This is a genomic window from Bradyrhizobium sp. Cp5.3 (genome assembly GCF_000426265.1).
GTDB lineage: Bacteria > Pseudomonadota > Alphaproteobacteria > Rhizobiales > Xanthobacteraceae > Bradyrhizobium > Bradyrhizobium neotropicale.
Window position 1 is genome coordinate 101,342 of sequence record NZ_AUFA01000004.1, and the last position, 12,927, is coordinate 114,268.

The window sequence follows — 12,927 nt, forward strand, 5'->3', positions numbered from 1 at the left end:
CCCGGCCGATTTCCGATTTTTAGAAATCGCACTTGACCTAATTCCGTTTTTCGGAAATACTCTGCCGCAGAGCCTGCGACATGCGGGCCGCGGCAGGGTCAACCCTAGATGCAGTATTTCGTCGTGATGATCGACTATGGGCGGCGCGGCCGCGAGGCGATCGTCGATCCCGAGATCACGCGGCGCGAGGTCATCTCCCGCGTCGCCTCGGGTGAATACAGCAACGTCTCGTTCATTCACGAGATCGTGGACAGTTCAGTCGAGGACGTGACCGAGGCCATCCTGACCGAGGCCGCCCTGCCCCAGGTCCCGCCTGACGAGGTCGACCTCCAGGCGGTCCGCCTGGATCACGCCCGCGACCTGTGCAAGCACGAACGGACGTGACGCAGGCGTGGAACGCCCGCGTCACCGTCCGATAGCACCTCACACCAAGAGCACGGTCGATCCCGTCGTCTTGCGCGCGGCGAGATCGGCATGCGCCTTGGCGGCGTCCTTCAGCGGATAGGTCTGGTGTACCTCGATCTTGACCGCGCCGGACTTGACGACATCGAACAGCTCATTGGCCATCGCCACGAGATTCTCGCGCTTGGCGGCGTAGGTGAACAGAGTCGGACGGGTGACGTAGAGCGACCCCTTCTGTGCCAGCAGGCCGAGATTGAGCGGCTCGACGGCGCCCGAGGACTGGCCGAACAGCGCTGCGACGCCGAGCGGCGCGAGGCAGTCCAGTGACTTCAGGAACGTGTCCTTGCCGACGGAATCATAGACCACCGGCACTTTCTTGCCGCCGGTGATCTCGTCGACCCGCTTCACGAAATCCTCGCGCGTGTAGATGATGACATGGTCGCAGCCATGAGCCTTGGCGAGCTTGGCCTTCTCGTCGTTGCTGACCGTGCCGATCACCGTCGCGCCGAGATGCTTCGCCCACTGGCTCAGGATCGTCCCGACGCCGCCGGCCGCGGCATGGAGCAGGATGGTATCGCCGGCTTTCACACGATAGGTCTGCCGGATCAGATATTGCGTGGTGAGCCCCTTGAGCATCATCGCAGCCGCGGTCTTGTCGTCGACCCCGTCAGGCAGCTTCAGCAGGCGATCGGCGGGGATCAGCCGCGCCTCGGAATAGGCGCCGAGCGGCGAGGCGCCATAGGCGACGCGATCGCCGGGTTTCAGATCCGTAACGCCGGCTCCGACCTCTTCGACGACGCCAGCCGCCTCGCTGCCGAGCCCGCTTGGCAGTTGCGCCGGATACAGGCCCGAGCGGTTGTAGATGTCGACGAAGTTGAGACCGACGGCGGTGTGGCGGATGCGCGCCTCGCCCGGCCCGGGCTTGCCGACATTGACCTCCTCCCAGACCAGGACTTCCGGACCGCCGGTCTTATGAAAGCGAATGGCATGCGTCATGGACGTTGCTCCCTTGTTGTTGGAGTTGAGACCGGACAATCGGTTCGGGCTGTGAAATAGGCATTTAATCCGCCCGTTACAGTACAGAGACGTAACAAGAATGTCACAGCGAACGACAAACGCCCGTCGTTCCACCTCTGTTCGAAAGAGTTGATGACGGTATCAGAAAGCTCGGCAGTACCTTCTGCGCGGGGTTCGGTGGTTGTCTGCGAAGGAGACCCGAGATGCCAGCCTATGTACAGCATCATCAGGATATCGATATCGCGCCCGTGAATTGTCCGACCTGCATGGGCTTCCTGCCAATGTATGTGCGCGAGGTCGAGCCGCACTGGAGCCTTGCCACGATCGACTTCGTCTATGAGTGCGCCGATTGCGGCGCCGAGCTCAGGCAGACACTCCGCAAACCGGAGCTGCTGCGGCACTGACCGGAACGCGTTTCGTCCGGTTATCTATTTGCGCTAAACGGAAAATCCGCCGCTCACGCGGATCTGGTTCCTCCCAAACGAGGCTTGTTCTTTGCCGGGGACGCAGGCAGAACAAGCCGCAAGCAAGACCTTTGGGAGCGCCCATTCGTGGCTGATCAGAAGGCCTCGACCTCGATCGAGGCAGTGGAGAGCGGCCTCGCCGCGCAGGGCTATATCGCGAGCCGGCAGATCGCGACCGCCGTCTATTTGTCGCAACAGATCGAAAAGCCGATCCTGGTCGAAGGTCCTGCGGGCGTCGGCAAGACCGAGCTTGCCAAGGCGATCGCCGCTTGGCGCGGCATGAAGATGATCCGCCTGCAATGCTACGAAGGCCTCGACGAGGCCAAGGCGCTCTACGAGTGGAAGTACGCCAAGCAGCTTCTCTACACCCAGATCCTCAAGGACAAGCTCGGCGAAGTTCTCGGCGGCGCGCAGACCCTGCACGCCGCGCTCGACCAGCTCCACGATTTCGGCGACGTGTTCTTCTCCAAGGAATTCGTCGAACCGCGGCCGCTGCTCCAGGCCCTGGAGCAGCCCGGCGGCTGCGTGCTGCTGGTTGACGAGATCGACAAGTCGGACGCCGAGTTCGAATCGCTGCTGCTGGAAATCCTCTCCGACTTCCAGGTCACGATCCCCGAGCTCGGCACCGTCTCCGCGATCACACCGCCGACCGTGATCCTCACCTCCAACAGCGAGCGCGATCTCGGCGACGCCTTGAAGCGGCGCTGCCTGCATCTGCATATCGGCTTCCCCGAGCAGCGGCTCGAAGAGCGCATCGTCGAGAGCCGTGTGCCCGGCATCTCCCAGACGCTGCGCCGGCAGATGGTCGGCTTCATCCACGAGATCCGCTCGCTCGACCTGAAGAAGCTGCCCTCGGTCAGCGAGACCATCGACTGGGCCCGCGTGCTGGTGCTGCTCCAGGCTTCCGAGCTCGACACCGAGATCGTCAAGGACACGCTCAACGTGCTTCTGAAGTACGAGGCCGACATCGAGGCGGCGGCGCCTCAAGTCACGACCTTCATTGCCAAGGCGGCGCGGTCCAACGTCTTCGGTTGACGCCGATGCGCGAGAACCTCCATCGTTTCTTTCGGGCGGCGCGGGGCGCCGGTGTCCGTGTTTCGCCCGCAGAAAGCATTGATGCGATGCGCGCCGTCGCGCAGGTCGGCGTATCCGACCGCGCCGTCCTGCGCGATGCCCTGCTGTTGACGCTCGCCAAGTCGCAGGACGAGAAACTCGCCCTCGGCGACTGCTTCGATCTGTTCTTCAGCCAGCCGGAACCTCGGCAGGAGCAGGCCGAAGCCGATAGCGACGACACTGCGCAAGAGACCGATCAATCCCCCTCGTCCGGCGCGGCCAGCGAGGCAGCCGGCGGTGAGCCGCCCGAGGGATTGGGCTCGCTGGCGCAAATGCTGCTGTCGCAGGACCGCAATGCGATCGCCGCCGCGATCGCCAGCGCCGCGGGCGCGGCCTCGCTGTCCGACATCCGCTACTCCACCCAGCGCGGGATCTTCTCGAGCCGCATTCTCGACGCCATGGGCCTCCAGCGCCTGCGCGATGATCTCGACGAGTTGACCGCGACCAACCCGTCGCTCGCCGAGCGCCTGCGCGCCGGGCTCGACGCATTGCGCGAAGCGGTCCGTGATACGGTCTCGCAGGGGCTCGCGCTCTACGCCCGCGAGGAGGCCGAAAACCTTCGCAACGACATCTTGCGCAACGCGCCGCTCGCGCGCATCGAGCGGCGGCAGGTCGAGGAGATGCGCGCGCTCATCCGCAAGATCGCGCGGCGCCTGCGCGAGCGCTTCTCGAAGCCCCGCAAGCGCCAGCGCCGCGGCCATCTCGACGTTCGCCGCACGCTGCGCCGCAATGCCGCCTGGGGCGGCGTGCCCTTCCTCACCGCCTGGAAGCGCAAGCACCGCGACCGGCCGAAGATCGTTGCGCTGTGCGACGTCTCGGGCTCGGTGGCGCAGGTATCGGACTTCTTCCTGCTCCTGATCCACTCGCTGCATGAGGTGGTCGACGACGTCCGCTCCTTTGCCTTCTCCTCGCACCTGATCGAGGTCAGCGACATCCTTGAGACGAAGTCGCCCGAGGACGCCATGCAGGAGATCATGTCCAAGGTCGGCTTCGGCTCATCCGACTATGGATCTGCGCTGGTCGATTTCGAGAAGGAGTTCATGAGCACGCTGACACCGCAGACCACGGTCATCGTGCTCGGCGACGCGCGCAGCAACAATCTCGATCCGCGCGCTGACATCCTGCGACGCATCTCCGAGCGCTCGAAGCGGCTGGTCTGGCTCAATCCGGAAGGACGGCTCGCCTGGGGATTTGGCGATTCCGAGATGCCGCGCTATGCGACCTTCTGCAGCGTGGTGCGTCAGTGCGCCACCGCACAGCAGCTCGAGCGCGCGGTGTCCGATATCGTGGCGACCTACCAGTAAACGGCGATCACATTAGCGGAAAATACGAGCCGGCGGTCAGCCTCGCGCCAGCTCCGTGTGGGCATGATTGCATTCCCGGAAGTGATAGGCGATTTCGTCCAGCCCGCGCTGTTTCCATTCCTCGGCCTGCGCGAGCCAGAAACCCCGGCGCTCTGAATCGAACGCCGCACGTTCGCGACAGAGGGACTCCTGACTGCGGATTTCCACCAGCCTGTTCATGCACTCCACTCCTGCCGTGTGAAGCCATTCCTCGGGAATCACCGTAACAGAGTCTTGAAGGGCTCGTTTCAGATTTCTGTGCACATCGCGACCAGAATGGGACAGGCGTGCTTCCCGTGCACTGCGGTAGTTCGCGGCGCAACATCAAGTGCGGATCAGCAATTAGTGATCGAAGAACTGGGACGATCTTCATACGCGAACGATCTTAACCCTTGTGGCGCAATGAAGCTCTTGTGGTGCAATGAAGTGCGGCAATTTGTGAAGAGAGGTTCCAAACACCTCACCGAATTCCGGACTCAATGTCGTCGCATGGTTTTCATGCACCGCGGCTAAGTGGTGCGTGCGAACCGTACTATCGCTTGAGGCAGCATGAGCAACGACGTCGACTTCGATCTTTCATCGGACCAATGGGAAGTGCTGAAGGGACTTCGCAATCCGGCGTCGACCGGCCGCCTCTCGAAGGCCTATGTCGTCGAAGGCCTGGTCAAGCTCGGCCTCATCGTTATCAACGATGGCGTGCCCGCAATAACGCCGACCGGGCGCAAGGTGCTGGTGCGGGGATCGTGCCGGCTGCTGGATCTTGTGGCATGACGAAGGTTGCCTCTGGCGCGGGCCGGACGAAGACCCCAACAGCAAGGTAGTCTCTTTTTCTCCTCTCCGAAATCGGACTGCCCTGCCTTAGGCAACGACAATCTGGCACGGTTGTTGCTCCTTTTTTGACGTCCAAGACGCGTCAAACCGGGGGAGCCCACCATGTCTACGATCGTCGCTGCGCCGGCCACCGAGCCGAAGCCGCTTTATACCTCGCTGTTCGTTCAGGTCCTGGCGGCCCTGATCCTGGGCATCATCCTCGGCGTGACCGTCCCGGACTTCGCTATCGGCCTCAAGATCCTCAGCGATGCGTTCCTCAAGCTGATCTCGATGATCGTGGCACCGATCGTGTTCTGCGTCGTGGTGCACGGCATTGCCGGCGCAGGCGACCTCAAGAAGGTCGGCCGGGTCGGCGTCAAGGCGCTGGTCTATTTCGAGGTGATGACCACGGTCGCGCTCGTGGTCGGCCTCCTGCTCGCCTACATCTTCGGCCCCGGCCACGGCATGAACATCGATCCGTCGGCGCTCGACGCCAAGGCGCTCAACAGCTATGCCGATAACGCCCACAAGCTGCAAGGCGGCGGCATCGGGGCATTCCTGCTCAACGTGATCCCGAGCACCTCGTTCGATGCACTGTCGCGCAACGACGTGCTCCAGGTGCTGTTCTTTGCCGTCCTATTCGGCGTCGGCCTTGCGCTCGTCGGCGGCGAGAAGGGCAAGCTCGTCACCTCCATCATTGACGCGGCCTCCACCGTGCTGTTCCGCGTGATGGGCCTGATTGTGCGGGTGGCTCCGCTCGGCGTGCTGGGCGCGGTCGCCTACACCGTCGGCAAGTACGGCGTCGGCTCGCTGAAGCAGCTCGTCTCGCTGGTGATGCTGTTCTACATCTCGGTCGGCATCTTCGTGCTCGGCGTGCTCGGCGGCGTGATGGCGCTCGCCGGAATCAACATCCTCAAATTCCTCGCCTACCTGCGCGAGGAGCTGACCATTGTGCTGGCGACCGCTTCCTCCGACGCGGTGCTGCCGCAGATCATGAAGAAGCTGGAGCGGATGGGCGTGAAGGATTCCGTGGTCGGCCTGGTCATCCCGACCGGCTATTCCTTCAACCTCGATGCGTTCTCGATCTACCTCACGCTCGCCGTCGTCTTCATTGCGCAGGCGACCAACACGCCGCTGTCCTTCGGCGATCTCCTCCTCGTGCTCGGCGTATCGCTGATCACCTCGAAAGGCGCGCACGGAGTGCCGGGCTCGGCGATCGTGATTCTGGCGGCGACGCTGAACGCGGTGCCGAGCATCCCTGCGATCGGCCTCGTGCTGGTGCTCTCGGTCGATTGGTTCATCGGCATGGCGCGCGCGCTCGGCAATCTCGTCGGCAATTGCGTGGCGACCGTCGTGGTGGCTGCCTGGGAAGGCGACCTCGACCGCGCCAAGGCGACTCAGGTGCTTGATGGCGGCGAGATGGTGGATGTTACGGCGGGGTAGCGAGATCGACCCGGCGGGTCAGTCATTCCAATGGAGCAGCGGCGTCCCGAAGGCCCTGCTCCACACGGACAGGAAGCGGGGAAACCAGGAATGAGCAACCGCGCCCTTATAGGCCCAGGTGCGATATTTCAGGCCTTCTTCCGACAGCAGCTCCTGATATCCGCCGTGAACCTCGGTCGCGGTACGAATGTCCTTCAATATCCCCTGGGCGTAGGACCGGTAGGTATCGGTCCCTGAAACTGCATCATAGTCCAGCATGCGATCGGCAAATTCGACGTTGAATGTCGGCCAGGAGGAACGCCCCTGGTAGGCCGGCGCCGCAATCTTGTGGATCACCTTGTTTCGTGGATTATCCGCCGACACCAGGAAGTGGAACGTCCCGGGTATGCGAAACCGCGGTTCGGCGATGATCAGATCCGTCGTGGCCGCGAACAGCGCGCGCTCGCTGGCATCGTTCAGATTCCAAAATCCGCGATGCACGCTGACGAAATCCAGCGCAACCGAGGACACCGGCGAGTCCGCCGGGCCGTCCAGGGAATGCCTGATATAGCCGTCCTTGCCGAACAGACGGAGCAGGTCCCTCTTGTACTGCGCGAGGTCACGCCCGAGCAGCATCTTCAGCTCGTTCTCGTCGACCACTCCGAGCTGTACGCCCCACACAAACGTCGTGTAGACGCACGCATTCGTCACGAAACGCTGGCGTTCGGCGCGAGTGTCCGTTGCCGCGGAACGCGGGGTGGTGACATCGCAAAGCAAATACCTGGCTCCGTTGTGATCGAACGAATCCAGCTCGCTTGCGAGCTGCAAGATCGCGCGCTTCAGGTCGACGCCGTATTCCGCCAGCAACAGACGGCCGGCATGTGCACATTGTGACATCGCCAGATAGGACGACGCCCTCTCCTCGGCAGAGATCATCTGCTGGAGACCCGCCAGAATGCCGAGCAGCGTGTCCGAGGGCCGCGAGAAATAGTTTACGCCGAGATACCGGCCGCGTCCCGCCGGCACGATGGTCGTCGTGACGACGTCGGCACGAACTGCCTCCAGCAACAGACGGACGCTTTTTTCAAGCAATCGGACACGCCGGATCGCGTCCTGCGAATCCATGATTGTTTCGGGATCGAGAACGTCGGGATAGAACCAGGCGAAATCGCGTGGGTAATAGGCCGATGCGTGCGGTGCGCCCGTGACGAGGAAAGCCTCGGTCACCGAAAAGGCGCTGTCCATCGAGTGCCGGTAAAGGTCCTCGATCGCCGTCGACAATAGATGCGACTTTCTCAGGAATCGATCACCGAGAAAGTTGACCGCCTGAATGGCGTTGGCGACGAAGGTCGCGGCCATGCCCTGATAAAATCGGTTCTCGCGATGTGGTGGAAAAGAGATGTCGCTGTTCATCTGCGTAAGTCGGCTGGTGTCTCGTGATCCCGGTGATGGCCGTCACCATTCTAAACATGTCTGATTCGTGTCTCTACCCGGTGACTTGCGGGCTCCTGACGGTCAATTCGCGCCGGCGCGGCCCTCCCACGGCCTAAAATTCTCGATCGCCCGCAATAGCACGCGCGCACCGGCGTCCGTGTCCGCCAGATCGACATGCTCGTCGGGATGATGGCTGATGCCGCCGCGGCACCGGACGAAGATCATGGCGACGTCGGCGATAACGATCATGGCCATGCCGTCGTGGCCGGCGCCGCTCGGCAGTTCGAACACGCCAAAACCTTCCGCGGCGACCGCCTGCGCGATCTGCTCCTTGAGCCAGGGCGCACAGGGTGCCGTGCGGTTCTCATGGGTAACGTCGAGCTGGAGCGCGAGTTGCCGGCGCTTCGCGATCGCCTCGATCTGGCGGACGATTTCGGCCACCGCGCGCTTGCGATGCAAGTCGGTCGGCGCGCGCATATCGATGGTGAAGGACACTTCGCCCGGGATGACATTGGTCGCACCGGGCATGGCGCGGATATAGCCGACGGTGCCGACCAGCCCGCTTTCATCGGTGCGGCAGAACTGCTCGATCGCGCCGATGCACTCGGCGGCGCCGGTCAGGGCGTCCCGCCGCAGCGCCATGGGGACCGTTCCGGCGTGACCGGCCATGCCGGTCAGGCGCGCCGCGAGCCGCGTCGCGCCGGCAATGGCGGTGACGACGCCGACAGGCAGGTTCTGCGCTTCCAGCACCGGCCCTTGCTCGATGTGCAACTCGAGATAGGCGAGCAGTTCGCCCCGGGTGCGCGCCGCGGCGCCGAGACGGTCGGGATCGAGGCCGAACTGCACGAGCGCATCGCGGATCGAGACGCCGTCACGGTCGCGCACATTCAGAACACTCTCATCGAAAGTGCCGGCGACCGCGCGGCTGCCGAGCAGCGTCGAGGCAAAGCGCACACCCTCTTCGTCGGCAAAGCCGATTACCTCGATCGCGAACGGCAGGCGCTTGCCGCGGCGGTTGAGGTCGGCGACGCAGGCGATCGCCGTGATCACGCCGAGCGGCCCATCCCATTTGCCGGCGTCGCGCACGGTGTCGTAGTGCGAGCCCAGCATCAGGCAAGGCGCACCCACACGCTCGCCCTCGTAGCGGCCGCAGACATTTCCGATCGCATCGAGATGTGCGCTCATGCCGGCCTCGCGCATCCAGCCGAGGATGAGCTCCGAGGCCGCGCGCAGCTCCTTGCTGAGATAGATGCGGGTGAGCCTGCCCGCCTCTTCCGAGATCCCAGCAAGCTCGTCGATCCGGCGCACGATCTGTTCGCCGAGCGATGCATCTTGAACGGCGCTACCAGCAGCCATCGCGATCAAAGCTTCCATCCTAAGGACCCGCCAAGGAGCAGTCCCGGTGACAATCGATACAAATTCGGTGCCAGCGAAATCGGCGACCGGCGCCCGAGCAAGTCAGCGACTGGTTAGCACGGTTGCCACGGCCGGCAGATCTTCCAGCCAACACTGCACACGCACCAGCCGGTTAAGGTTGCTTAACTCCCTTGCATACAATTAAAAAATACAGCCTAAAAAATAAGCAAAACCTCGTCTGCCCAAGATTCAGACGAACCTCCTTTTATCGTAAAATCAATATCTTAATCCTGAATGCCCCCGCGCTAGCCTCTGGCACGAAGCTTGCGACACCTTGGCTTGGGCTCCGCCAGACCGGCGCAGCCGCCAGAGATTTAAGCGGTTCATCCGCCAAGGGAGCAACCAATGGATTTTGGCAGGATTTCACGACGGCAATTGCTGCAGGGCGGCGCGGCCCTCACCCTCGGCGCCGCAGTCAGCGCCCGTCCGGCCTTCGCGGCCGAGACGACCATCGGCTTCATCTATGTCGGTTCGCGCGACGACTACGGCTACAACCAGGCGCATGCGCAGGGGGCAGCGGCGCTGAAGAAGATCCCGGGCCTGAAGGTCATCGAGGAAGAGAAGGTGCCGGAGACCGACGCGGTCGAGAAGACGATCGAGTCCATGATCAATCTCGACGGCGCCACCCTGCTCTTCCCGACCTCGTTCGGCTATTACAATCCACACATGGTCAAGATGGCCAACAAGTACCCGAAGCTGCGCTTCGAGCACTGCGGCGGCCTCTGGTCCGACAAGGACCCGAAGAACGCCGGCAGCTATTTCGGCTATATCGACGAGGCCCAGTACATCTCCGGCATCGTCGCCGGCTACACGTCGAAGAGCGGCAAGCTCGGCTTCGTCGCTGCAAAGCCGATCCCGCAGGTGCTGCGCAACATCAACGCCTTCACGCTCGGCGCAAGGCTCGCCAATCCGAAGGCCACGACGCAGGTGATCTTCACAGGCGACTGGTCGATGCCGGTCAAGGAAGCCGAAGCCACCAACAGCCTGATCGACCAGGGCGTCGATGTGCTGACCTGCCATGTCGACGGCCCGAAGACCATGGTCGAGAACGCGGCGCGCCGCGGCGCCATGGTCTGCGGCTATCACACCAACCAGTCGGCGCTGGCGCCGAAAGCCTATCTCACCGGCGCCGAATGGAATTGGGAAGTGCTCTATCCGAAGTTCGTCAAGATGATCGCCGCGGGCGAGGTCATCCCGAACTTCTATCGCGGTGGCCTGAAGGAAGAGGTCGTCAAGGTCTCGCCCTATGGCGAGGCGGTCTCGGCCGAGGCGCGCAAGCACGCCGATGACATCAAGGCGAAGCTCGCGGCCGGCAACTACGTCATCTTCAAGGGCCCGATCACCGACAACAAGGGCAACACGGTGATCACGGCCGGCACCGAACGCAGCCAGCAGGATCCCGAGCTCGAGAAGATGGACTATCTCGTCGAAGGCGTGCTCGGGGCGACTTCGTGACGACGGAAGCGGCGGATCCGGTCAGTGCGGTCGGAGCCGTCGCTCCGGCCGCCGATGCGGGATTTCTCCAGCGTCACGGCGCGACCATCGAGTATGTTCTGATCCCGGGCGCGGCGCTCGTCGGCGCGCTCGCATTGTTCGGTGTCTTCGTCGCGCTGTTCGGCAAGAACCCGCTCGATCTCTATTTCTACATGTACCAGGGCGCCTTCGGCACCTGGTTCTCTTGGCAGAACACGCTGACGCGCGCGGCGCCCCTGATCCTCACCGCGCTCTGCACCGCACTGCCGGCGCAGCTCGGCATGGTCATCATCGGCGGCGAAGGCGCGCTTCTGATCGGCGCGCTGTCGGCGACCAGCGCCGCGTTGGCGCTTCAGAGCATGCCGCCGCTCGTCATTCAGATCGCCATGGTCTGCGCCGGCGTGATCGGGGGCGGCCTGTGGATCATGCTGTCAGGCGCGCTGCGTCAGTATCGCGGCGTCAACGAGACCATCTCGAGCCTGCTGCTCGTCTACATCGCGCTGGCGATCCTCAACCATCTCGTCGAAGGCGTGATGCGGGATCCCGCGAGCCTCAACAAGCCGTCGACCCGCGAGATCGGTGCCGTCAACATGATCGGCACCATCCCGGGCACGGACGTGCATTGGGGTCTCGTCTTCGGCCTGGTCGCCGCGGTCGCCGCCTATATCCTGATCTATCACACCGTGTTCGGCTTCGCCGCGCGGGTTGCCGGCGGCAACATCCGCGCCGCGAAGATCGTCGGCCTCGGCGTCGGCAAGCTCATTCTCACCATCTGCTTTCTCGCCGGCGGCGCCGCGGGCCTTGCCGGCATGGTCGAGGTCGCGGCGGTGCAGGGGCGCACCAATGCGAACCTTGCCGCAGGCTACGGCTTCACCGGCATCCTCGTCGCCTTCCTGGCGCGGCAAAATCCGCTCGCGATCATCCCGGTCGCGATCCTGCTCGGCGGCATCAGCGCCAGCGGCGGCCTGTTGCAGCGCCGCCTTGGGCTGCCCGATGCGTCCGTGCTGGTGCTCCAAGGCATCATCTTCGTCTTCGTGCTGGCAAGCGATGCGCTCTACGGCCGCATCGGCTTCTTGAAAGGCAAGTCCTGACATGGCGGACGGATCGATCGGACTCTGGACCGTGCCGCTCGCCGTGCTCGGCGGCGCCATTCGCGTCTCCACGCCGTTCCTGTTCGTGAGCTTGGGGGAATGCATCACCGAGCGCTCCGGGCGCATCAATCTCGGCCTCGAAGGCACGCTGGTGATGGGCGCAATGAGCGCCTACGGCATCTCCTACCTCTCGGGCTCGCCATGGCTCGGCGTGCTCGCCGCCGGCATTACCGGAGCCATGCTCGGTGCACTGCATGCCGGCATCTGCTCGCTGCCGCGCGTCAATGACGTCGCGGTCGGCATCGCCTTGATGCTGTTCGGCACCGGGCTCGCCTTCTATCTCGGCAAGCCGCTGATCGAGCCCACCGCGCCGCGCCTGCCAGCAATCGATTTCGGCTGGTGGAGCGACATCCCGCAGCTGCGCGCGGCGCTGCGCGTCAACGTCCTCTTCCTGATCGGCGTCGCGCTCGCACCGATCCTCTATTGGGCCTTCCGCACCACGCGGTGGGGCCTCCTGATCCGCACCGCCGGCGAGAGCTCGGACGCCGCGCGCGCGATGGGCCACTCGGTGCTGCTGATCCGCCTGCGCGCGACCATGATCGGCGGCTTCCTCGCCGGTATCGGCGGGTCCTTCCTGTCGCTGTTCTATCCCGGAAGCTGGAACGAGGGCCTGTCCTCCGGCCAGGGCATCACGGCCGTGGCACTCGTGATCTTCGCGCGCTGGGATCCCCTGCTCTGCCTGTGGGCCTCGCTCGCCTTCGGCGGCGCCGCGGCACTGGGCCCGGCGCTGCAATCGGTCGGCGTCACCTCCGGCTATCACCTCTTCAACGCCGCGCCCTACATTCTGACGCTGGCGATCATGATCATCACCTGCTCGCCGAAGCGGACGCTGACCGGCGCCCCCGCTGAACTCTCGATCACACGGTAATCCCCGCGCATCCA

Annotated in this window: 13 protein-coding genes; 9 read left to right on the top strand and 4 right to left on the bottom strand. The window is 63.8% G+C overall.

What is annotated here, in order from left to right; genetic code table 11:
• The first annotated feature begins 108 nt into the window (after positions 1–108).
• Positions 109–384, top strand: a complete 276-nt coding sequence (locus tag K289_RS0108205; protein ID WP_027551053.1) for a hypothetical protein — start codon at positions 109–111, stop codon at positions 382–384.
• Between the two features lie 39 nt (positions 385–423).
• Here the strand turns inward: K289_RS0108205 and K289_RS0108210 are convergent, their stop codons facing one another.
• Complete coding sequence (locus tag K289_RS0108210) at positions 424–1,398, bottom strand: quinone oxidoreductase (RefSeq protein WP_027551054.1); 975 nt, start codon at positions 1,396–1,398, stop codon at positions 424–426.
• A 224-nt stretch (positions 1,399–1,622) separates the two neighbouring features.
• On the opposite strand from K289_RS0108210, the gene K289_RS0108215 reads away from it, so the two are divergent.
• The 3 genes from K289_RS0108215 (at position 1,623) to K289_RS0108225 (ending at position 4,300) form a co-directional block, all read left to right on the top strand.
• A complete protein-coding gene (locus K289_RS0108215) occupies positions 1,623–1,823 on the top strand; it encodes a hypothetical protein (RefSeq protein ID WP_027551055.1) in 201 nt (66 codons plus the stop codon).
• A 147-nt stretch (positions 1,824–1,970) separates the two neighbouring features.
• Entirely contained in the window at positions 1,971–2,918 is a 948-nt protein-coding gene (locus K289_RS0108220; RefSeq protein WP_027551056.1) for a MoxR family ATPase, read from the top strand.
• 5 nt (positions 2,919–2,923) lie between these two features.
• Entirely contained in the window at positions 2,924–4,300 is a 1,377-nt protein-coding gene (locus K289_RS0108225; RefSeq protein ID WP_027551057.1) for a VWA domain-containing protein, read from the top strand.
• 36 nt (positions 4,301–4,336) lie between these two features.
• Here the strand turns inward: K289_RS0108225 and K289_RS0108230 are convergent, their stop codons facing one another.
• Entirely contained in the window at positions 4,337–4,519 is a 183-nt protein-coding gene (locus tag K289_RS0108230; RefSeq protein ID WP_027551058.1) for a hypothetical protein, read from the bottom strand.
• Between the two features lie 369 nt (positions 4,520–4,888).
• On the opposite strand from K289_RS0108230, the gene K289_RS0108235 reads away from it, so the two are divergent.
• Both K289_RS0108235 and K289_RS0108240 read left to right on the top strand, forming a co-directional pair.
• The gene (locus K289_RS0108235) at positions 4,889–5,110 is read left to right on the top strand and encodes a hypothetical protein (RefSeq protein ID WP_027551059.1); all 222 of its coding nucleotides are present in this window, start codon (positions 4,889–4,891) and stop codon (positions 5,108–5,110) included.
• Positions 5,111–5,272: 162 nt separating this feature from the next.
• Positions 5,273–6,592 carry a dicarboxylate/amino acid:cation symporter gene (locus K289_RS0108240; protein ID WP_027551060.1) on the top strand — a complete coding sequence of 440 codons (1,320 nt, stop codon included), beginning with the start codon at positions 5,273–5,275 and terminating at the stop codon, positions 6,590–6,592.
• 18 nt (positions 6,593–6,610) lie between these two features.
• On the opposite strand, the gene K289_RS0108245 is transcribed toward K289_RS0108240, so the two are convergent.
• Complete coding sequence (locus tag K289_RS0108245; protein WP_027551061.1) at positions 6,611–7,984, bottom strand: hypothetical protein; 1,374 nt, start codon at positions 7,982–7,984, stop codon at positions 6,611–6,613.
• A gap of 102 nt (positions 7,985–8,086) precedes the next feature.
• A complete protein-coding gene (locus tag K289_RS0108250; protein WP_027551062.1) occupies positions 8,087–9,361 on the bottom strand; it encodes an allantoate amidohydrolase in 1,275 nt (424 codons plus the stop codon).
• A gap of 405 nt (positions 9,362–9,766) precedes the next feature.
• On the opposite strand from K289_RS0108250, the gene K289_RS0108255 reads away from it, so the two are divergent.
• Genes K289_RS0108255 through K289_RS0108265 form a run of 3 tightly spaced genes read left to right on the top strand, consistent with a single transcriptional unit; the run spans position 9,767 to position 12,913 of the window.
• Positions 9,767–10,876 (top strand): BMP family ABC transporter substrate-binding protein, encoded by a 1,110-nt coding sequence (locus K289_RS0108255; protein WP_027551063.1) that lies wholly within the window; start codon positions 9,767–9,769, stop codon positions 10,874–10,876.
• Positions 10,873–11,985, top strand: a complete 1,113-nt coding sequence (locus K289_RS0108260; protein WP_027551064.1) for an ABC transporter permease — start codon at positions 10,873–10,875, stop codon at positions 11,983–11,985. The genes K289_RS0108255 and K289_RS0108260 overlap by 4 nt, the downstream gene beginning before the upstream one ends.
• Position 11,986: 1 nt before the next feature.
• A complete protein-coding gene (locus tag K289_RS0108265; protein ID WP_027551065.1) occupies positions 11,987–12,913 on the top strand; it encodes an ABC transporter permease in 927 nt (308 codons plus the stop codon).
• Positions 12,914–12,927 lie beyond the last annotated feature (14 nt).

Coding starts and splice junctions, on each gene's coding strand:
- K289_RS0108265 (WP_027551065.1), top strand. CDS start 11,987: ATGGCGGACGGATCGATCGGACTCTGGACCGTGCCGCTCGCCGTGCTC.
- K289_RS0108225 (WP_027551057.1), top strand. CDS start 2,924: ATGCGCGAGAACCTCCATCGTTTCTTTCGGGCGGCGCGGGGCGCCGGT.
- K289_RS0108210 (WP_027551054.1), bottom strand. CDS start 1,398: ATGACGCATGCCATTCGCTTTCATAAGACCGGCGGTCCGGAAGTCCTG.
- K289_RS0108240 (WP_027551060.1), top strand. CDS start 5,273: ATGTCTACGATCGTCGCTGCGCCGGCCACCGAGCCGAAGCCGCTTTAT.
- K289_RS0108245 (WP_027551061.1), bottom strand. CDS start 7,984: ATGAACAGCGACATCTCTTTTCCACCACATCGCGAGAACCGATTTTAT.
- K289_RS0108250 (WP_027551062.1), bottom strand. CDS start 9,361: ATGGCTGCTGGTAGCGCCGTTCAAGATGCATCGCTCGGCGAACAGATC.
- K289_RS0108255 (WP_027551063.1), top strand. CDS start 9,767: ATGGATTTTGGCAGGATTTCACGACGGCAATTGCTGCAGGGCGGCGCG.
- K289_RS0108215 (WP_027551055.1), top strand. CDS start 1,623: ATGCCAGCCTATGTACAGCATCATCAGGATATCGATATCGCGCCCGTG.
- K289_RS0108235 (WP_027551059.1), top strand. CDS start 4,889: ATGAGCAACGACGTCGACTTCGATCTTTCATCGGACCAATGGGAAGTG.
- K289_RS0108205 (WP_027551053.1), top strand. CDS start 109: ATGCAGTATTTCGTCGTGATGATCGACTATGGGCGGCGCGGCCGCGAG.
- K289_RS0108230 (WP_027551058.1), bottom strand. CDS start 4,519: ATGAACAGGCTGGTGGAAATCCGCAGTCAGGAGTCCCTCTGTCGCGAA.